Source organism: Vreelandella venusta (assembly GCF_007989605.1).
In the GTDB taxonomy this organism is placed as follows: Bacteria; Pseudomonadota; Gammaproteobacteria; order Pseudomonadales; family Halomonadaceae; genus Vreelandella; species Vreelandella venusta.
This window is the reverse complement of the sequence record NZ_BJUL01000004.1, coordinates 25,288-44,943: the sequence shown is the minus strand read 5'-3', so window position 1 is coordinate 44,943 and position 19,656 is coordinate 25,288. Positions and strand designations below refer to the sequence as shown.

Annotated in this window: 16 protein-coding genes and 2 tRNA genes; 17 read left to right on the top strand and 1 reads right to left on the bottom strand. The window is 53.6% G+C overall.

Annotated features, from left to right (window positions below; all coding sequences use genetic code 11):
* The first annotated feature begins 537 nt into the window (after positions 1-537).
* The 3 genes from carA (at position 538) to greA (ending at position 5,459) form a co-directional block, all read left to right on the top strand.
* Positions 538-1,683, top strand: coding sequence for a glutamine-hydrolyzing carbamoyl-phosphate synthase small subunit (gene carA, locus HVE01_RS05505; protein ID WP_186808811.1), 1,146 nt, complete (start codon positions 538-540; stop codon positions 1,681-1,683).
* A 72-nt stretch (positions 1,684-1,755) separates the two neighbouring features.
* The gene (gene carB / locus HVE01_RS05500) at positions 1,756-4,986 is read left to right on the top strand and encodes a carbamoyl-phosphate synthase large subunit (RefSeq protein WP_146942907.1); all 3,231 of its coding nucleotides are present in this window, start codon (positions 1,756-1,758) and stop codon (positions 4,984-4,986) included.
* Positions 4,983-5,459 carry a transcription elongation factor GreA gene (gene greA / locus HVE01_RS05495; RefSeq protein ID WP_125745144.1) on the top strand — a complete coding sequence of 159 codons (477 nt, stop codon included), beginning with the start codon at positions 4,983-4,985 and terminating at the stop codon, positions 5,457-5,459. The genes carB and greA overlap by 4 nt, the downstream gene beginning before the upstream one ends.
* A gap of 126 nt (positions 5,460-5,585) precedes the next feature.
* On the opposite strand, the gene yhbY is transcribed toward greA, so the two are convergent.
* Positions 5,586-5,912, bottom strand: a complete 327-nt coding sequence (gene yhbY, locus HVE01_RS05490) for a ribosome assembly RNA-binding protein YhbY (protein ID WP_125745146.1) — start codon at positions 5,910-5,912, stop codon at positions 5,586-5,588.
* 114 nt (positions 5,913-6,026) lie between these two features.
* Between yhbY and rlmE the strand changes: the two genes are divergently transcribed.
* The 14 genes from rlmE (at position 6,027) to rpsO (ending at position 19,569) form a co-directional block, all read left to right on the top strand.
* Positions 6,027-6,674, top strand: a complete 648-nt coding sequence (rlmE, locus tag HVE01_RS05485; protein ID WP_038480697.1) for a 23S rRNA (uridine(2552)-2'-O)-methyltransferase RlmE — start codon at positions 6,027-6,029, stop codon at positions 6,672-6,674.
* 243 nt (positions 6,675-6,917) lie between these two features.
* Positions 6,918-8,927 carry an ATP-dependent zinc metalloprotease FtsH gene (gene ftsH / locus HVE01_RS05480; protein WP_146942905.1) on the top strand — a complete coding sequence of 670 codons (2,010 nt, stop codon included), beginning with the start codon at positions 6,918-6,920 and terminating at the stop codon, positions 8,925-8,927.
* 107 nt (positions 8,928-9,034) lie between these two features.
* Complete coding sequence (gene folP / locus HVE01_RS05475) at positions 9,035-9,952, top strand: dihydropteroate synthase (RefSeq protein WP_198350398.1); 918 nt, start codon at positions 9,035-9,037, stop codon at positions 9,950-9,952.
* Positions 9,949-11,298, top strand: coding sequence for a phosphoglucosamine mutase (gene glmM, locus HVE01_RS05470; protein WP_146942903.1), 1,350 nt, complete (start codon positions 9,949-9,951; stop codon positions 11,296-11,298). The genes folP and glmM overlap by 4 nt, the downstream gene beginning before the upstream one ends.
* Positions 11,299-11,424: 126 nt before the next feature.
* Positions 11,425-12,174: a triose-phosphate isomerase gene (tpiA, locus tag HVE01_RS05465; RefSeq protein ID WP_146942900.1), complete on the top strand. Its 750-nt coding sequence runs from the start codon at positions 11,425-11,427 to the stop codon at positions 12,172-12,174.
* 4 nt (positions 12,175-12,178) lie between these two features.
* On the top strand, positions 12,179-12,538 hold the full coding sequence (secG, locus tag HVE01_RS05460) for a preprotein translocase subunit SecG (protein ID WP_125745153.1): 360 nt from the start codon (positions 12,179-12,181) through the stop codon (positions 12,536-12,538).
* Positions 12,539-12,572: 34 nt separating this feature from the next.
* Positions 12,573-12,659: transfer RNA gene (locus HVE01_RS05455), tRNA-Leu, on the top strand.
* A 165-nt stretch (positions 12,660-12,824) separates the two neighbouring features.
* Positions 12,825-12,901: transfer RNA gene (locus HVE01_RS05450), tRNA-Met, on the top strand.
* Between the two features lie 296 nt (positions 12,902-13,197).
* The gene (rimP, locus tag HVE01_RS05445; protein WP_030074116.1) at positions 13,198-13,659 is read left to right on the top strand and encodes a ribosome maturation factor RimP; all 462 of its coding nucleotides are present in this window, start codon (positions 13,198-13,200) and stop codon (positions 13,657-13,659) included.
* 70 nt (positions 13,660-13,729) lie between these two features.
* Positions 13,730-15,244, top strand: a complete 1,515-nt coding sequence (nusA, locus tag HVE01_RS05440; protein ID WP_125745155.1) for a transcription termination factor NusA — start codon at positions 13,730-13,732, stop codon at positions 15,242-15,244.
* 26 nt (positions 15,245-15,270) lie between these two features.
* Positions 15,271-17,814 carry a translation initiation factor IF-2 gene (gene infB / locus HVE01_RS05435; protein WP_146942898.1) on the top strand — a complete coding sequence of 848 codons (2,544 nt, stop codon included), beginning with the start codon at positions 15,271-15,273 and terminating at the stop codon, positions 17,812-17,814.
* 17 nt (positions 17,815-17,831) lie between these two features.
* Positions 17,832-18,248: a 30S ribosome-binding factor RbfA gene (rbfA, locus tag HVE01_RS05430; RefSeq protein WP_125745159.1), complete on the top strand. Its 417-nt coding sequence runs from the start codon at positions 17,832-17,834 to the stop codon at positions 18,246-18,248.
* Positions 18,248-19,168, top strand: coding sequence for a tRNA pseudouridine(55) synthase TruB (gene truB / locus HVE01_RS05425; RefSeq protein ID WP_146942896.1), 921 nt, complete (start codon positions 18,248-18,250; stop codon positions 19,166-19,168). Before rbfA ends, truB begins: the two co-directional genes overlap by 1 nt.
* 131 nt (positions 19,169-19,299) lie before the next feature.
* Positions 19,300-19,569, top strand: coding sequence for a 30S ribosomal protein S15 (gene rpsO / locus HVE01_RS05420; RefSeq protein ID WP_009723734.1), 270 nt, complete (start codon positions 19,300-19,302; stop codon positions 19,567-19,569).
* Positions 19,570-19,656 lie beyond the last annotated feature (87 nt).

The following is a 19,656-nucleotide window of genomic DNA, read 5'->3' as shown; positions in this document are numbered from 1 at the left end:
TATCGAAAAGCGAGTTTGACCATTTGGTCAAGCCTGGGAAAGAGTAGACAAAAAAACATCCGAAAGGCAACCAAATATATTGATTACGTACACAAAAAAAATTGGGCGACTTCTATCTTCCTCATTTACCGATAGCCCTAAGGCTGTGGCATATTGATTGCATGATTAAAACTGGGCATGTAAAGTTACTGGTAGTTTTAGGGCTAGCCTAAGGTCGATAAATCCTGTAACATTCCAAAAATTTTGGCCCAGTGGCTGCAAAAAGCAGCAAAATATCTGCAGCGAACAAATTTCTGCAGGGTAAGCACCGCGCTTGTTGCACTGGCCTTAGGTTAAAAACAGTCAGCTAACGCTGCGCCATGGCCATTCGCCACGGAAGAGAACAACAAGCGGGATGAAACCGATTTTTTTACTATCGGCTTCGTCCCGCTTTTTTACGACCCGACGTTTGCACGCAAACGCCGACAAACCGGATCGCCGAGCCTGCGCCCACAGGCTCCCACCAGCATGGGAGAACTTGTCTTGAATAACCCCGCATTGAGCAAACCCGCGATATTAGCCCTGGAAGATGGCAGCGTGTTTCATGGAATTGCCATTGGCGCAGATGGCGTCACAAGCGGTGAGGTGGTGTTCAATACAGCCATGACCGGCTACCAGGAAATCCTCACTGACCCTTCTTACACCCGCCAAATCGTCACGCTAACCTATCCACATATCGGCAATACCGGCATTAATTCGGAAGATGTGGAATCTGCATCGATTGCCGCAGCGGGCCTGGTAATTCGTGATTTACCTCTGCTAGCCAGCAGTTTCCGTTCAGAGCAAAGTCTGTCTGACTATCTAAAAAGCCAAAATGTGCTGGGCATTGCGGATATCGATACTCGCCGTTTAACGCGCATTCTGCGTGATAAAGGCGCGCAAAACGGTGCGATTCTGGCGGGTGCAGAAGCAGAGGACGATGATGCGGTAGAGCGGGCGCTGGCGGCAGCGAAGGCATTTCCTGGGTTGAAGGGCATGGATCTGGCCAAGGAAGTCTCGTGCAAAGAGGCTTACGAATGGACGCAAGGCGAGTGGGCGTTGGGCGAGGGCTATGCTGATACTACTAAAGGTGAGCGTCCTTACCATGTGGTGGCGTATGACTTCGGTGTGAAATTTAACATCCTGCGTATGCTGGCCGAGCGCGGCTGCCGGTTGACGGTCGTACCGGCACAGACGCCTGCTGCTGACGTGTTGGCGATGAATCCGGATGGGATCTTTTTGGCTAACGGCCCTGGTGATCCCGAGCCTTGTGATTACGCCATCAAGGCGATTCAGGACGTATTGGAAAGCAATACGCCGGTATTTGGCATTTGCCTTGGCCACCAGTTGCTGGCGCTGGCCTCGGGTGCCAAAACCATCAAGATGGGCCACGGCCACCACGGTGCTAACCATCCGGTGCAGGATTTAGACACCGGCACGGTAATGATTACCAGCCAAAACCACGGCTTTGCTGCCGATGAAGCGACCCTTCCAGCCAACGTGCGCGCCACGCACCGTTCGCTGTTCGATGGCACGCTGCAAGGAATCGAGCGCACTGACCGCCCGGCGTTTAGCTTCCAAGGTCACCCGGAAGCCAGTCCCGGCCCGCGTGATGTGGCGCCGCTGTTTGATCGCTTTATTGCCATGATGCAGGCGCGTCGCTAACGCTGCCCTTGATCGCCGCCATGTAACGCCGTTTTTTTGTCGCTCATCGTCACCTATTTTGCGGGAACCGTTATGCCTAAGCGTACCGATATCAACAGCATTCTTATCATTGGCGCTGGCCCGATTGTCATCGGCCAGGCCTGCGAATTCGACTACTCTGGCGCCCAGGCGTGTAAAGCGCTGCGTGAAGAGGGGTTCCGGGTTATTTTGGTTAACTCCAACCCGGCCACCATCATGACTGACCCGGCCATGGCCGATGCTACCTACATCGAGCCGATTACCTGGCAAGCGGTTGAAAAAATTATTGAGGCCGAGCGCCCGGACGCGATCCTACCCACCATGGGTGGTCAGACAGCGCTCAACTGTGCCCTTGACTTGGAAAAGCATGGCGTACTAGAGAAGTACAGCGTCGAGATGATTGGTGCCAATGCCGATGCGATTAATATGGCTGAAGATCGTGATCTGTTCGATCAAGCCATGAAGCGCATCGGTTTGGAGTGCCCGAAAGCGAAAGTGGCGCACACCATGGACGAGGCCTGGGAAATTCAGGCGGAGCTTGGTTTCCCGACCATTATTCGTCCTTCTTACACCATGGGCGGCTCCGGCGGCGGCGTGGCGTATAACAAAGAAGAGTTCGAAGAGATCTGTACCCGCGGTTTCGAGCTTTCCAATAACCACGAGCTATTGATCGACGAATCGCTGCTGGGTTGGAAAGAGTACGAAATGGAAGTGGTGCGGGATAAGAATGACAACTGCATCATTGTCTGTGCGATTGAGAACTTCGATCCGATGGGGGTTCACACCGGCGACTCGATTACTGTTGCGCCAGCGCAAACGCTGACCGACAAAGAGTACCAAATCATGCGTGACGCCAGCCTCGCAGTACTGCGCGAGATTGGTGTGGAAACCGGCGGTTCCAACGTGCAGTTTGGCATGGACCCGAAAACCGGCCGCCTGGTGGTTATCGAGATGAACCCACGGGTATCGCGTTCATCGGCGCTGGCATCTAAGGCCACAGGTTTCCCGATTGCCAAAATCGCCGCAAAACTGGCGGTGGGTTACACCTTAGATGAGCTGCAAAACGACATTACCGGTGGCCGCACTCCTGCATCGTTCGAGCCATCAATTGACTATGTCGTCACTAAGATTCCGCGTTTTACCTTCGAGAAATTCCCGCAGGCAAACGACCGCCTGACCACCCAGATGAAGTCGGTGGGTGAGGTGATGGCGATTGGTCGTACGTTCCAAGAGTCGCTGCAGAAAGCGCTGCGCGGCCTGGAAACCGGTAACGATGGCCTTGATCCGATTATCACTGATTTCACGCCAGACAATATGGCGATTATTCAGGGCGAGCTGCAGGCTGCCGGTGCCGAGCGTATTTTTTATGTGGCTGACGCCATGCGCTCTGGAATGAGCATTGATGACGTCTTTGCGCTCACCAATATCGACCCTTGGTTCCTGGTTCAGTTGGAAGATCTAGTGTTGACGGAAAATGCCGTCGCCAAGCGCGCCCTGGCCGATTTCTCTGCTCGCGAGCTTTATCAGCTTAAGCGCAAAGGCTTTGGTGATGCACGTTTAGCCAAGCTGTTGGGTGTATCTGAAAAAGAGTTTCGTAAAACGCGCCAGGCAGCGGGTATTCGTCCGGTTTATAAGCGTGTCGACACCTGTGCTGCGGAATTTGCTTCAGACACTGCTTATATGTACTCCACCTATGAAGAGGAGTGTGAGGCAGATGTCTCGGATCGCCAGAAAATTATGGTACTTGGTGGTGGTCCGAACCGCATTGGTCAAGGTATCGAGTTCGATTACTGCTGTGTTCATGCCGCCTTTGCCATGCGCGATGATGGCTATGAAACGATCATGGTCAACTGTAACCCAGAAACGGTTTCTACCGACTACGACACCTCTGATCGCCTCTACTTCGAGCCGGTAACGCTGGAAGATGTGTTGGAAATTGCCGACAAAGAGAAGCCGGTGGGCGTGATTGTCCAGTTCGGTGGTCAAACCCCGCTGAAGCTTGCCCGTGAGCTAGAGGCAGCAGGCGTGCCGATTATCGGTACCACGCCGGACGCTATTGATCGCGCTGAAGACCGCGAGCGCTTCCAGGTGATGATCGACAAGCTAGGTCTGAAGCAGCCGCCCAATGCCACTGCCCGCAGCTTTGAAGAGGCGTTTTCCAAGGCGGAGGCCATTGGCTACCCGTTAGTGGTGCGTCCTAGTTACGTGCTAGGTGGGCGGGCGATGGAGATCGTTTATGATGCCTCCGAACTTGAAAACTACATGACCAATGCGGTGAAGGTGTCTAATGACTCACCTGTCCTGCTTGACCACTTCTTGAGTGCTGCGGTCGAGATTGATATCGATGCTGTATCGGACGGTCAGCAGGTGGTTATCGGCGGTATTATGCAGCACGTTGAGCAAGCGGGCGTTCACTCTGGTGATTCCGCCTGTGCGCTGCCGCCTTACTCGCTGCCTGCCGACGTGCAGGATGAAATGCGCGAGCAGGTCAAGAAAATGGCCGTTGAGCTGGGCGTTAAAGGCCTGATGAACGTGCAGCTGGCATGGCAGGATGGCGAGATTTATGTCATTGAGGTTAATCCTCGTGCGTCGCGTACCGTGCCGTTTGTGTCTAAATGCATCGGCACTTCGTTGGCGCAGATCGCTGCGCGCTGCATGGCGGGTAAAACTCTGGCCGAGCAGGGCTTTGAGCGCGAAATTATCCCGCACTTCTATAGCGTGAAAGAGGCGGTCTTCCCGTTCAACAAGTTCCAGGGTGTTGACCCGATTTTGTCGCCCGAGATGAAGTCGACAGGCGAAGTGATGGGCTCTGGCGAGACCTTTGCAGAAGCGTTCTTTAAAGCGCAGTTGGGCGCTGGCGAAGCCATTCCAGCATTGGATGGCGACCGTAAAGCATTCCTCTCGGTGCGCGAACCTGACAAGCAGGGGATTATCGAAGTGGCACGTTCTCTGCTAACATTAGGCTTCACACTATGTGCAACGCGCGGTACAGCAGCGGCGCTTGAAGCAGCTGGACTGGACGTGGAGCACGTCAATAAAGTCTACGAAGGCCGTCCCCATATCGTCGATCTGCTGAAGAACGACGAAATCGCCTACATCGTTAACACGACTGAAGGTCGTCAGGCTATTAACGACTCTTCAATAATTCGCCGTACTGCTCTCGCGCGCAAGGTGCCCTATGCGACCACCTTGGCGGGCGCTAATGCTGTTTGCATGGCGCTTGAGTACGGTAGGGAGATTACGGTGCGGCGCCTTCAGGATCTGCATGCAGGAGCAAGTCAATGAACAAGGTCCCGATGACGGTAGCGGGAGAAAAAAGTCTTCGCGAAGAGCTGAATCACTTGAAGGGCGAAGCCCGCCCTCAAGTTATTGCTGCTATTGCTGAAGCGCGTGAGCATGGCGATCTCAAGGAGAACGCTGAGTATCACGCCGCTCGTGAGCAGCAAGGATTTATTGAAGGTCGTATCCAGGAAATTGAAAGCAAGCTCTCAGGCGCGCAGGTAATCGACGTTACTAAACTGCCAAAAACCGGCAAGGTGATTTTTGGGGTTACCGTATCGCTGCTGAACCTGGACAGCGACGCCAACGTTACCTACCGCATTGTTGGTGAAGACGAGGCCAATATTAAAGAGGGACGCATTTCTGTGACCTCGCCTATCGCCCGAGCGTTGATCGGCAAAGAAGAGGGCGATGTAGTGGTGGTGAAAACACCTGGCGGCGATGTTGAGTACGAAATTGAGAGTGTTGAGCATCTCTGATTTACCGCTGTGACGCGGGGCAGGCGTCTTAATGGCGCCTGTCATCCAGGCACGCAAAAAAAGGCCCGTGACGGTGGCGTCGCGGGCCTTTTTACATCTCACATTGTTTAACGAACCACGTGGGGATTAATGCCGTCCGTGGTGGTTTTCAAACCGCGTGATGTTGGAAAGTTTGGGGTTTACCTTCGGGTTGCGGCGATAGAGTAGCGCCATTTTGCCAATGGTTTGTACTAGCTCGGCGTTACTGTCGGCGACTAGCTCATTGAGTGCCGCGACGCGGTCTTCCCGCTCTGGAATAGCGAGCTTCACTTTGATGAGCTCGTGATCGTTGAGCGCGCGGCTGAGTTCTGCGAGCAAATTTTCGGAGACGCCGTTCTCAGAAACGGTGACCACTGGATTGAGGTGGTGGCCAATGCTACGAAATGCTTTCTTTTGTGCCTGTGACAAGCTCATGGTATCTTGCGGTATCCCGGTTAGCGCTTAACGCTCCATCTTACGGTGAAATGCCGTTAAGTGAAAGCAATCGCTTGAATGCGCCCATCTCTTATTCCAGCGTTAGATTCCCACATGCAGCAAAAGCCCCCAAGCCGTAAACACTCAGTAAGCAAGACCAGCAACAACTGGAAGAAAGAACATTTTGACGATCAGTATGTAAAGCAGCGCTGGCAAGATGGCTACCGCTCCCGTGCTAGCTATAAGCTGCTTGAACTTGATGAAAAGGATAAACTGTTTCGCCCAGGCATGACGGTTATTGATCTTGGCGCCGCCCCAGGGGGGTGGAGTCAAATTGCCGCAGAAAAGGTAGGGCCTGAGGGTGTCGTGATAGCGTCAGACATATTAGAGATGGATGCCCTAGCTGGCGTTGACTTCATCCAGGGCGATTTTACTGAAGAGAGCGTGCTTAACGCGATTCTTGAGCGCCTAGGAAATCGTCAGGTAGACCTTGTGATGTCTGATATGGCCCCCAATATGAGTGGTATGGCGGCTATTGATCAGCCACAGGCAATGTACCTCGTTGAACTCGCTTTGGAGCTTGCGCGAGAAACGCTACCGCCTGGCGGGCGTTTTCTGGCTAAGGTATTTCAAGGCGAAGGATTTGATACCTATTTGAAAGAGCTCCGAAGTAGCTTTGATCGTGTTGTGACTCGCAAGCCGGATGCTTCGAGGGCGCGCTCGCGGGAAGTCTATTTTTTAGCGGAAGGATTTCGAGGCTAACGAGACGTGGCCCTGTGCTCGTTGGTAAGTGCGAGCGTGTAGAAGCTGTGAGTAATAGCAAAGATTTATCACCACGATTGCCAGACAGGCAGGCGTAAATTGTGTCACATTATGCACATTGGACGAGCGTGACACAGATGGCCCAAAGCAAAATGTGCTTTGGCAATGGTTGAACGTTAAGCTCTAGTGTAAGGTCTGAGTATTGACGGTTAACTGACGGATTCTTGTAATGAGGGTAGCCCCTTGAACGATATGGCGAAGAACCTGATTCTGTGGTTGGTCATCGCGGCCGTTCTACTGACAGTGTTCAACAATTTCAGTACGGAAAGCGCACCGCAAACCACCAACTACTCTCAGTTTGTGCAGCAGGTGCAAAATCAGCAGGTACGTAGTGTCACGATTGATGGCTATACCATCATTGGTGAGCGTACGGACGGTTCCCAGTTCCAGACCATCCGCCCATCGGCGGAAGATCCTAAGCTGATGGATGATCTGCTCAGCAACAACGTGACTGTTGTGGGTAAAGAGCCGGAGCAACAAAGCATCTGGACGCGCTTGCTGATTGCGAGTTTCCCGATTCTGCTCATTCTGGCCATCTTTATGTTCTTTATGCGCCAGATGCAGGGTGGGGCCGGTGGCGGTAAAGGCGGCCCAATGAGCTTTGGTAAGTCGAAAGCCAAACTGCTTTCCCAAGATCAGATCAAGACAACATTTGCTGATGTTGCCGGCTGCGATGAAGCGAAAGAAGAAGTTGAAGAGCTTGTAGACTTCTTGCGTGATCCTACTAAATTCCAGCGTTTGGGTGGCACAATCCCACGCGGTGTATTGATGGTGGGGCCGCCGGGAACTGGTAAAACGCTGCTGGCCAAATCCATCGCCGGCGAAGCCAAAGTACCGTTTTTCTCTATCTCCGGTTCAGACTTTGTTGAAATGTTTGTCGGCGTTGGTGCCTCACGCGTTCGTGACATGTTTGAGCAAGCCAAGAAGCAAGCGCCCTGCATTATCTTTATTGATGAAATCGATGCCGTTGGCCGTTCGCGCGGTGCTGGCATGGGTGGCGGCAATGATGAGCGTGAGCAGACACTCAACCAGTTACTGGTAGAGATGGATGGCTTTGAAGCTAATGAAGGTGTCATCGTTATTGCGGCCACTAACCGCCCTGACGTTCTTGACCCTGCGCTGCTGCGTCCGGGGCGTTTCGACCGCCAAGTGACGGTTGGGCTGCCGGATATTCGTGGCCGTGAACACATTCTGGGTGTTCACTTGCGTAAAGTACCGCTGGCTGATGACGTCAAGCCGCAGCTGATTGCACGTGGTACGCCAGGCTTCTCTGGTGCGGACCTTGCGAACTTGGTGAATGAGGCTGCGCTGTTTGCAGCCCGCCGTAACAAGCGCTTGGTTTCCATGGAAGAGTTGGAGCTTGCTAAAGACAAAATCATGATGGGCGCTGAGCGCAAATCGATGGTTATGACCGATAAAGAGAAGCTCAATACGGCCTATCACGAATCAGGTCACGCCATTATTGGCTTGATCGCGCCTGAGCATGATCCTGTTTACAAAGTGACAATCATCCCGCGTGGCCGTGCGCTAGGCGTTACGATGTTCTTGCCGGAAGAGGATCGCTACAGCCTGTCTCGCCAGCAGATTCTCAGTCAGATTTGCTCGCTGTTTGGTGGACGTATTGCCGAAGAGATGACGCTGGGGGCTAACGGTGTGACAACGGGTGCCTCAAACGATATCAAGCGTGCCACCGAGCTTGCCCATAACATGGTCGCTAAGTGGGGGCTGTCGAATGAAATGGGCCCGATCATGTACGACGAGGATGAGTCTCACCAGTTCCTTGGTGGCCCTGGTCAGGGGGGCGGTAAGCTAAAATCTGGCGAAACAACGTCTCGTCTCGATAAAGAAGTACGCAAGATTATTGACGAGTGTTACGAGCAGGCGCGTCAGATTCTGGAAGATAATCGCGACAAGCTAGACGCGATGGCCGAAGCGCTGATGAAGTACGAAACCATCGATTCTGATCAGCTTAAAGATATTATGGAGGGGCGTGATCCGCGTCCGCCCGAAGGCTGGAACGACGGTGACTCATCTGGCGGCGGCACGCGTGTTAGCGACGACAAGCCTGAAGAGAAGGCTGGGGAAAAGGCTGACGGTACGCCTTCTGATGCGTCTGGCGACGATGGCGAAGAAGATGATGACGAGCCACGCCGTCGCCCTTCTGATCCGTTAGGCGGCCCCGCAGGTCCTTAACGTGTTCGAGTGTTAGCGATGTTAGCAAAGGCGCCCCATAACGGGGCGCCTTTTTGTTATGCTGTGACGCAATTGCAAACACGTTTTTTCTTTTAGTAGGCCGCAGCATGAAACCGATAGTTGACTCTTCATCGCCTTTACGGGCAGCGGATAGCGCATATCACCTGCGCTGTGGACGCCATGCATTAGATCTTTCGTTTCCCCGAGTAATGGGGATTTTGAATGTTACGCCGGACTCCTTCTCTGATGGCGGGCAACACATTGGCCTAGATAGCGCGCTGCACCGTGCTGAACAAATGTTGGCGGAAGGTGCTGCGATGATTGACGTGGGCGGGGAGTCGACAAGGCCAGGGGCTAGCCCCGTATCAGAGCAAGAAGAGTTAGACCGAGTAGCACCTGTGGTTGAAGCATTAGTGCACGAGCTAGATGCGCTGGTGTCAGTGGATACCAGTAGCCCTGCCGTTATGCGAGAAGTAAGTGCGCTTGGTGCCGGTATGATTAACGATGTGCGAGCGCTAGAGCGTGAGGGTGCGTTGGGCGCTGCAGCAAGCACGGGCTTGCCAGTGTGTTTAATGCATCGCCAGGGCGAGCCTCAGGATATGCAGCAGTCGCCATATTACGGTCAGCCAGTTGAGCGAGTGGTTGCCGACTATCTGGCTGAGCGGATAGCCGCGTGTGAAGCCGCTGGAATTCGCCGAAGCCGTCTGTTGGTCGATCCGGGTTTTGGTTTTGGCAAAACCATTGAACATAACCTGCGCTTGCTGAAGTATATGGATGAGCTTCAGGCGCTGGAGTTGCCGCTGCTAGTCGGGATGTCGCGGAAAAGCATGATTGGTAAAGTGCTGGGTCGCCCGGTGGAGGAGCGTTTGGCCGGCGGCTTGGCGTTAGCAGCCATGGCGGTTGAGCGGGGCGCCAATATTTTGCGTGTGCATGATGTAGGGCCCACGGTAGATGCCGTTAATATGGCATGGGCGGTACTCCAGGAGGGTTGCGAGTTGCCGCTAAATAAGGAGATGACGCCATGACGCGACGTTATTTTGGTACCGATGGAATTCGCGGCACGGTCGGGCAAGCGCCTATTACTGCCGATTTTATGCTCAAGTTAGGCTGGGCGGTGGGGCAGGTGCTGCGCCGTGAAAAAGGCCGTACTCGCGTATTAATTGGTAAAGATACGCGCATCTCTGGCTATATGTTTGAATCAGCCCTGGAAGCGGGGCTATCTGCCGCAGGTGTCGATGTTGCGTTGTTGGGGCCAATGCCTACGCCGGGGATCGCTTATCTAACTCGTACCTTCCGCGCTGACGCTGGGATTGTGATTTCCGCGTCTCATAACCCGTTTGACGATAACGGCATTAAGTTTTTCTCTGCCGAAGGTAAAAAGCTGCCCGACGAGATTGAGGATCGTATTGAGACGATGCTTGATGCGCCTCTGACAACGGCGAGCGCGGCTCAGTTGGGTAAAGCGACGCGCATTGACGATGCTGCGGGGCGCTATATCGAATTCTGTAAATCGACGCTACCTGATCGTCTCAGCTTGCATGGTCTAAAAGTGGTATTGGATTGTGCTCATGGGGCGACCTATCACATTGCACCAAACGTGTTTCGTGAGCTAGGCGCTGATGTGAGTGTGATTGGCTCCTCCCCCGATGGGTTGAATATTAATCACCACGTGGGGTCTACCCATCCCGCAGCGCTGCGTGCGGCGGTGATCCAGCAAGGCGCTGATTTAGGCATTGCCTTTGATGGTGATGGAGATCGAGTACTGCTGGTAGATGCCGATGGCCGTGAGGTGGATGGCGACGATATTCTTTATCTAATTGCCCGAGACCGTCACGAGCGGGGGCTTCTTGAGGGCGGCGTAGTAGGCACCCTGATGAGTAACTTTGGGCTTGCTATGGCGCTGGAGCGGCTGGGAATTCCTTTTCAGCGCGCAAAAGTGGGTGATCGCTTTGTCATGGAAGTGATGGCTGCCAACGGCTGGGAGCTGGGTGGCGAATCATCAGGTCATATTGTATGTGGCCATGTTCAAACCACAGGCGATGGGATTGTTTCAGCGTTGCAAGTGTTAGCGTTGATGGTGCGAGAACAAAAGCCGCTGCTGTCTCTCTTGAAGGGGTTGGAAAAGGTGCCTCAGTCGCTGGTTAACGTCAGGCTGCCTGGGGACACCAACGCAAAAGATGTCATGACGGCAAAGCCGCTAGTTGAAGCGGTGGCTGCCCTTGAGGCTGAGCTGGGTGACCAAGGTAGAGTGTTGCTGCGGCCGTCGGGTACTGAGCCGCTAATCCGAGTGATGGTGGAAGGGCGGGCTCACCTGGACGTTGACCGTCTAGCGCATAAACTTGCCGATCAGGTCCAGGCGTTGCTCGGCTAGCTTGGTCAATGTGTTTGATAGACGAGCATGCTTGCCACCCCCTCAACTAACTAACCTGTATAACAGCGGTTGTCTTGACAAGGCCGCTCCTATACCATTTCGCTCCACCTTGAGTGAGGATAATCGATGCGTACGCCATTAATTGCCGGTAACTGGAAAATGAACGGCTCCACGGCGTTGGTTCAAGCGTTTGGAGACGCCTTCACCGCGTCCAAACTGCCTAATGATATCGACGTTGTAGTTATTCCGCCGTTTCCTTATTTGGAAGCGGCGCGAAGTGCTTTCCAAAATACGCCGTTACAGTTAGGGGCGCAGACGCTCAATCCACAGCACTCAGGTGCGCATACGGGTGAGATTAGCGGGCGTATGCTTAAAGAGTTTGATGTGGCCTATGTGCTGGTTGGCCACTCTGAGCGTCGCCAGCTATACAAAGAAGGTGATGAGCAGGTGTTTGACCGTTTGGTAGCTGCACTTGATGTCGGCATCACGCCGATTCTTTGTGTTGGTGAAACCCTGGAAGAGCGCGACTCCGGTAGCACGATGGATGTTGTATTGCGCCAAGTTGGCTATGCAATGGCGCGTTTAGAGCCGGCACAGCGGCTTAAGATTGTGATTGCCTATGAGCCCGTCTGGGCAATTGGGACAGGCCGCACAGCAACGCCGGAACAGGCTCAGGAAGTAATGGCCGGTATTCGTGCTTACCAGGCCGGGTTTGATAAAACGCTAGCTGAGCAGCTTAAGCTGCTTTACGGCGGTAGCATGAATGCAAGCAATGCGGCTGAGCTGCTCGCTCAGCCGGATATCGACGGCGGTTTAGTGGGCGGTGCTTCGCTTAAAACCGACGATTTCTACGCCATTTGTCAGTCAGCAGGATAATCCCATGCAAGTTGCAATTCTTATGGTTCACGTGGTGATTGCGATCGCCTTGGTTGTGCTCATCCTGCTTCAGCAGGGTAAAGGTGCCGAAGCGGGTGCCTCCTTTGGTGGAGGGGCATCGCAAACTGTGTTTGGTTCGCGGGGTAGCGGTAACTTTTTGTCTCGTGCAACGGGGCTTTTAGCGGCCGGTTTTTTCGTTACCTCAATGGCATTGGCTTACTTTGCGACCCAGGCAGGGCAAGCGCCTGAAGCAGGTATTCCCGACTCTCGGCTAATTGAGCAGCAGCGCAACATCCCAACGCTTGACGATAGCCCTGCAAGTATGGATAATACCGCGCCAGTGCTAGAGGAAAGCAGCGAGTAACGTATTGATACTGCTTTTTTTAGCCTCCCCTGTTGCCGAAGTGGTGGAATTGGTAGACACGCTATCTTGAGGGGGTAGTGACCGTATGGTCGTGCGGGTTCAAGTCCCGCCTTCGGCACCATCTGTTTTGCTGGTTTACCAGCTTCCCAGAGTTATTTTGTCAAATAGGCTTGATTAGAAAGCCATTGTCAAAAGAGTAGGGATTGGCGCCTAAGACGAAAAATGCACTTGAAAAGAAAGGTTGACGAAAGTGGTTCAAGTGTCTATTATCGTCGACCTAGATTGATGCGGGGTGGAGCAGTCTGGTAGCTCGTCGGGCTCATAACCCGAAGGTCATCGGTTCAAATCCGGTCCCCGCTACCATTTGCTAGTAACATGTTAATTGCCTGAAAAAATCTTGATGTTAGTTAGTCTTGATGCTGGTTGGGTAAGGGCAAAAGCCAAGTCATGTTATTAGATGGTATTACAGGTTTCTTTCGAAAAGCCCCTTCCTGTGAAGGGGCTTTTTGTTAGTAGCTTTTCGAGAGCCAAGAGTGTCTCCACAGCGGATGTCTTCCGAATTGCCAGAGACACATTTCCGGGTAACGCCAATCAGCCACCTAGCTTTTCATTCAACTCCTGGCCAGGTGCCTGATGCAACGGCTATAGGAGCTTTGTCTGTGGCCACAAAACACGCTGCGCTTCACGCGCTGATCGAACCTGTCGTAGCCGCCATGGGTTTTGAGCTATGGGGTATCGACCATCTTTCCCAGGGCAAGCATTCGCGGCTGGTGATTTATATCGAACGCGAAAGTGGCGTCAGTGTGGAAGACTGCGCTGATATTAGTCGCCAAGTCAGTGCCGTTATGGATGTGGAAGATCCCATTCCTGGCGAATACCGCTTGGAAGTCTCGTCGCCTGGTATGGCACGTCCCTTATATACCCTGGATCAATTTATTCGTTATCAAGGCCACCACGTTGCGCTCAAGTTGCGCGTGGCTTTTGATGGACGGCGTAAATATCAAGGCCTTCTCGCTGGTGTCGAAGGCGACGAGGTTCTGCTACAGCTGGATGGCGAAGAGTACTGTTTTCCAATCGAAAGCATCGATTCTGCGCACGTCGTCCCGCAATTCGACGAATAAACGGGTGGCGGCTTCCGGCAGGCTGCCGGGATGATGCACAAAAGGACAGGTTTTCTGGCGAGGCAAACGCATGAGTAAAGAAATTTTAATGGTCGTGGACGCGATCTCTAACGAAAAAGGCGTCCCCCGCGATGTTATTTTTGAGGCGGTTGAGGCCGCGCTAGCTAGCGCGTCACGCAAGCGTTTTGATCAGGAAGAAGCCAATGTGCGCGTTCATATCGACCGCCGCACGGGCGACTACGATACGTTCCGCTACTGGACCGTTGTCGAAGATGACGAATTTGAAACACCTGATTATGAAATTAAACAGACCATCGCTGAGCAGCGTGATCCGCCGCTTAAACTAGGCGATGTAGTTGAGACAAAGATTGAAAATGCCGTGTTTGGGCGTATCGCTGCGCAAACTGCCAAGCAGGTTATCGTGCAGAAGGTACGTGAAGCCGAACGCGCTGAAGTGGTTCGTCAGTACGCTGACCGCGAAGGCGAGTTGGTGGCAGGCATTGTCAAGAAAACCACGCGTGATGGATTGATTATCGACCTGGGTGAAAACGCTGAAGCGTTCTTACCGCGTAACGAAATGATCCACGGTGAGCGCTACCGCATGAATGAGCGGGTACGCGCCTTGCTAGTAAAAGTTGATCCAGACGCACGTGGGGCGCAGCTACAGCTGTCGCGCACCTGTCCTGAGTTCATCATTGAGCTGTTTAAAATTGAAGTGCCGGAAATTGCTGAGCAGCTGATTGAAATCAAAGGTGCGGCGCGCGACCCTGGCTCGCGGGCCAAAATCGCCGTTAAAACCAACGACCGCCGTATTGATCCTGTTGGGGCGTGCGTTGGTATGCGTGGTTCTCGTGTACAGGCAGTGTCGTCAGAGCTGCAAAATGAGCGTGTCGATATTGTGCTGTGGGACGACAACCCTGCGCAGCTGGTGATAAATGCCATGGCACCTGCTGATGTGGCATCTATCCTGGTTGACGAAGATGCTCACGCCATGGATGTGGCCGTTGCCCAAGACAATCTGGCTCAGGCCATTGGTCGTAGCGGCCAGAACGTGCGTTTAGCTTCTGAGCTAACCGGCTGGCGTATTAACGTGATGACCGAAGATGAAGCTGAGTCAAAACGTGAGCAGGAAATTGATAGCCTGGTGGACTCCTTTGTTCAGCATCTGGAAGTGGACGAAGACGTTGCCCGCCTATTAGTGGAAGAAGGGTTTACCACCCTGGAAGAAGTTGCCTACGTGCCGCTTGAAGAAATGCTCGAAATCGAAGAGTTCGATGAAGATTTGGTGGAAGAGCTGCGCGCACGAGCGAAAGACGAGCTGCTGACGATGGCCATTGCCTCGGAAGAAGCGCTAGACGGTGCCCAGCCGGCAGACGATCTGCTGGGAATGGACGGCATGGAGCGCCACCTGGCCTTCATTCTGGCTAGCCGAGGCATCGTCACCATGGAAGATCTCGCCGAGCAGTCTGTCGACGATCTGGTCGATATCGAGGAGTTGGACGAAGCGCGCGCAGCGGCACTGATCATGACTGCCCGTGCGCCCTGGTTTGAAGACGATGGCGTATCGGATTCGAACACACAGTAAAAGGTCACGGGCTGAGGAGGGTCACTATGTCAGATATGACAGTTAAAGATTTTGCAGTAAAGGTGGGCCGTGATGTGCCCCGCCTATTGGAACAGATGAAAGAAGCCGGTTTAAAACATGCGTCAGAAAGCGACGCCGTGTCTGAAGACGATAAGCAAACGCTGCTCAGCTTTTTGAAAAAAAGCCATGGCGGCGGTGACAGCGATGCTAGCAAAAACCGCATTACGTTGACGCGTAAAACCCGTAGCCGTATTAAAACGGGTGAGCGTGGCAAAACGATTGAAGTGCAGGTGCGTAAGAAAAAAACGTACGTTAAGAGCGCCGAAGAAAATAAGCCGAAAGCGCCTGAGCCTAAGCATTCTGGCCCGCGTCAGTTGGTAGGTGATATGGCGGAAGCGGAAGCCGAGCGTAAAGCTCGCGATATCCGTGAAGCTGAAGAAAAGGCTGCAGCGGCTAAAGCGAAAGCTGCAGAAGATGCTGCACGTAAAGCCGAGGAAGAGAAAGCCAAGGCAAAAGCAGCTGAAGTACCCGAAATCGCTGTGCCTGAGCTGCAAATCGACGATACCCCGGCATCTGATGATTTGCCGCCTGCGCCGCCGAAAGAAGGCCGCACGGATCGTCGTACAGCACCGCCTAAGAAGGCAGCGGCGAAGAAAAAAGGCCGTAATGACGATGAGGATCGTGGCGACCGCGAAGAGCGTAAGCGCGGTGGTGGCGGCAAGAAAGTAAAACGTGCCGAGCGTCGCGGCGGTCGTCGTGGTGGTGCCAGCCAGAGTGGCAACGGCAAGCATGCTTTCCAAAAGCCGACTCAGCCGATCGTTCGTGAAGTCTCGATTCCTGAGTCGATCAGCGTTGCTGAGTTGGCCGACAAAATGTCGATCAAAGCCAATGAAGTGATCAAGGCCATGTTCAACATGGGCGCGGCCGTGACCATCAACCAAACGATTGACCAAGATACAGCGGCTATCGTTGTGGAAGAGATGGGCCACAAAGTCAAGCTGGTGAAGGACGATGCGCTGGAAACGGAAATGCTGGAAGGCATCTCCTATGAAGGCGAAGAGATCACTCGTTCACCGGTGGTCACTGTTATGGGCCACGTTGACCACGGTAAAACATCGCTGTTGGATTATATCCGTCGCGCGAAAGTTGCCACTGGCGAAGCAGGCGGTATTACCCAGCATATCGGTGCTTACCACGTGGAAGACAATCACGGCGGGGTTACCTTCCTGGATACTCCTGGCCACGCGGCATTTACCGCGATGCGTGCCCGTGGTGCCAAAGCGACTGACGTCGTTATCCTGGTTGTTGCTGCTGACGATGGCGTGATGCCTCAGACGATTGAAGCGATCGAACACTCCAAAGCTGCTGAAGTACCCATGGTGGTAGCGGTGAACAAGATCGATAAGCAGGGCATCGATCTGGATCGCATCCGTAATGAGCTCGCGCAGCATGGCGTGATTTCAGAGGAATGGGGTGGTGACACCCAGTTTGTTCACGTTTCTGCGAAGACTGGCGATGGCATCGAAGAGCTGTTGGAAGCCATTCAGCTTGTGTCAGAAGTGCTTGAATTGACGGCTGTACCTTCCGCACCTGGTAAAGGCGTTGTGGTTGAATCGCGCCTTGATAAAGGTCGCGGTCCGGTAGCCACCGTTCTGGTGCAAAACGGCACGCTGAAGAAAGGCGATATCGTTCTTGCCGGTCTGCATTACGGCCGCGTTCGTGCGCTTACCAATGAGCTAGGCAAGCAAGTGGACACCGCTGGTCCTGCTATGCCGGTCGAAATCCAAGGGTTGGATGGCACGCCGGATGCTGGTGATGACTTCATGGTCGTTGCCGATGAGAAGAAAGCCCGTGAAGTGGCCAACTTCCGTCAAGGCAAATACCGCGAAGTGCGCCTAGCACGTCAGCAGAAGGCCAAGCTGGAGAACATGTTCAGCCAGATGGGCCAAGACGAAGTGGCCAAGGTCAATATCGTTCTGAAAGCCGACGTTCAAGGCTCGCTGGAAGCTATCAAAGGTGCCCTGGAAGAGCTTTCCACTGGTGAAGTTGAAGTTGCCGTGGTCTCCTCGGGTGTTGGCGGTATCACCGGTACCGATGCCAACTTGGCGCTTGCTTCTGAGGCTATCGTCGTTGGTTTCAACGTCCGTGCTGATGCGGCTGCTCGTGAAATCATCGAACGTGAAGGTCTGGATCTGCGCTACTACAGCGTTATTTACCAGCTGATCGATGAGGTTAAGCAGGCGATGAGCGGTATGCTTGCCCCCGAGTGGAAAGAAGAGATCGTGGGTGTGGCCGAAGTACGCGATGTGTTCCGCGCACCGAAAATTGGTGCAGTGGCTGGCTGTATGGTTGTCGAAGGCACCGTATCGCGCAGCAAGCGTATCCGTGTACTGCGTGACAACGTTGTGATTTACGAAGGCGAACTCGAGTCGCTGCGCCGCTTCAAAGATGACGTTCAGGAAGTGCGTAATGGCATGGAATGCGGCATCGGCGTGAAGAACTACAACGATGTTCAGGTCAACGATAAGATCGAAGTCTTTGACCAAGTGAAGGTCGAGCGCAGCCTGTAAGGCCGCGAGGAGCAATCATGCGCGAATTTAAGCGTACCGACCGAGTCGCTGACCAGCTCCAAAAGGAGCTGGCAGTACTGATCCAGCGCGAAGTGAAAGACCCGCGTTTGGGCATGGTAACGGTCAGTGGTGTTACCGTTAGCCGTGATCTTGGCTACGCCGATATCTATGTCACCTTATTGGGTGAGCAAGATCCCGCGCGTATCAAAGAAAACCTACAGGTGCTCAAGCGCGCTGGAGGCTTTCTAAGAAGCCAAATTGCCAAACGCATTAAGCTACGTCATGTACCTGAGCTGCGCTTTCATTACGATGAAAGCGTGGTGCGCGGCCAGCACCTTTCATCGCTGATCGACGAAGCGGTTTCAACTGACCGCGCACGTCAACAGGATGATGAAGAGGGTAGCGATAATGACAGTGGTGAGGAGACGCGCTAATGGCACGTCGCCGTCGCGGATTGCCGGTTAATGGCGTATTGCTGCTGGATAAGCCTAAGGGCATTTCCAGCAACCATGCGCTGCAGCGTGTGCGTCGTCTGTTTGAGGCGCAAAAAGCCGGTCATACCGGCACGCTGGACCCTATGGCAACGGGGTTGTTACCGATTTGCCTTGGGGAGGCTACTAAGTTTTCCGCGCACCTGTTAGAAGCCGACAAGATGTACCGCACCCGGGTAGAGCTGGGCGTGATTACAGACACCGGTGATGCTGAAGGCACGGCCATTGAGCGGCGCGAGATCCCCCGTTTAGCGGCTGAGGATATCGAGTCAGCCCTAGCTCGCTTTCACGGCGAGATTGACCAAGTGCCGCCAATGTATTCGGCATTAAAGCATCAAGGCAAAAAGCTTTATGAGCTTGCTCGTGAGGGTAAGCACGTTGAGCGTGCAGCGCGGCGAGTAAGCGTGTATGATGCGCGGCTGCTTGCTTTTGAGGGCACCGCCTTTGAAATGGAAGTCAGCTGCAGCAAAGGCACGTATATTCGCACCTTGGCTGAAGATATTGGTCATGCGTTGGGCTGTGGTGCCCATATAAGCCAGCTGAGAAGGCTCAAAACAGGGCCTTTTACCAGCGATGCAATGTGGACACTGGAAGACCTTGAAGCGCTGGCAGATCAAGCCGCCCGCGAGGCTGAGCTAATGCCTGCGGATGTGCTGGTTGATCATTTGCCGTCACTGACGGTAGATGAAACAGCGTATGGGCGTCTTGCACACGGTCAATCGGCGAGCTTAGCCGTGGGTGTGCTTGAGCCTGACGCGCTGGCAAGACTTTATTACGCTGAGACGTTTATCGGCCTTGGCGTTGTAAAAGGGGCGCAGGAAGTAGCTCCCAAGCGACTGTTAAGTACCGTCGCTATCTCGTAAAGCGTTGCAAGGACGTAGCGATTTGCGCGAAAATTGTACGTGAAGATGTACGTGAAGATAGTTGCATGAGACTGCAAATATGCGTGGTCTCACCCATTCAATTTTAGGCATATTGCTTACTGGAGAGACAGATGGCATTAACCGCTGAGAAGAAGGCCGAGATCGTCAACGAATACGGCCGCGGCGATAACGATACCGGTTCCCCTGAAGTTCAGGTTGCACTGCTGAGCGCCAACATTAATGGCCTGCAGGACCACTTCAAAACCAACAAGCAGGATCACCACTCTCGTCGTGGTCTGATCCGCATGGTAAACCAGCGTCGTAAGCTGTTGGATTACCTGAAGCGTAAAGATTTTGAACGCTATCAGTCTCTGATTCAGCGTTTAGGTCTGCGTCGTTAAGCGTTAACGGCAACGATCAAAAACGGGCAGCCCCCTTGTGGGCTGCCCGTTTTTTTGTTTCTGGTAGCCGTATGGCGCCACAGCGCC

Coding starts and splice junctions, on each gene's coding strand:
- glmM (WP_146942903.1), top strand. CDS start 9,949: ATGACGCGACGTTATTTTGGTACCGATGGAATTCGCGGCACGGTCGGG.
- nusA (WP_125745155.1), top strand. CDS start 13,730: ATGAGTAAAGAAATTTTAATGGTCGTGGACGCGATCTCTAACGAAAAA.
- yhbY (WP_125745146.1), bottom strand. CDS start 5,912: ATGAGCTTGTCACAGGCACAAAAGAAAGCATTTCGTAGCATTGGCCAC.
- rbfA (WP_125745159.1), top strand. CDS start 17,832: ATGCGCGAATTTAAGCGTACCGACCGAGTCGCTGACCAGCTCCAAAAG.
- folP (WP_198350398.1), top strand. CDS start 9,035: ATGAAACCGATAGTTGACTCTTCATCGCCTTTACGGGCAGCGGATAGC.
- infB (WP_146942898.1), top strand. CDS start 15,271: ATGTCAGATATGACAGTTAAAGATTTTGCAGTAAAGGTGGGCCGTGAT.
- carB (WP_146942907.1), top strand. CDS start 1,756: ATGCCTAAGCGTACCGATATCAACAGCATTCTTATCATTGGCGCTGGC.
- truB (WP_146942896.1), top strand. CDS start 18,248: ATGGCACGTCGCCGTCGCGGATTGCCGGTTAATGGCGTATTGCTGCTG.
- greA (WP_125745144.1), top strand. CDS start 4,983: ATGAACAAGGTCCCGATGACGGTAGCGGGAGAAAAAAGTCTTCGCGAA.
- tpiA (WP_146942900.1), top strand. CDS start 11,425: ATGCGTACGCCATTAATTGCCGGTAACTGGAAAATGAACGGCTCCACG.
- rpsO (WP_009723734.1), top strand. CDS start 19,300: ATGGCATTAACCGCTGAGAAGAAGGCCGAGATCGTCAACGAATACGGC.
- secG (WP_125745153.1), top strand. CDS start 12,179: ATGCAAGTTGCAATTCTTATGGTTCACGTGGTGATTGCGATCGCCTTG.
- rlmE (WP_038480697.1), top strand. CDS start 6,027: ATGCAGCAAAAGCCCCCAAGCCGTAAACACTCAGTAAGCAAGACCAGC.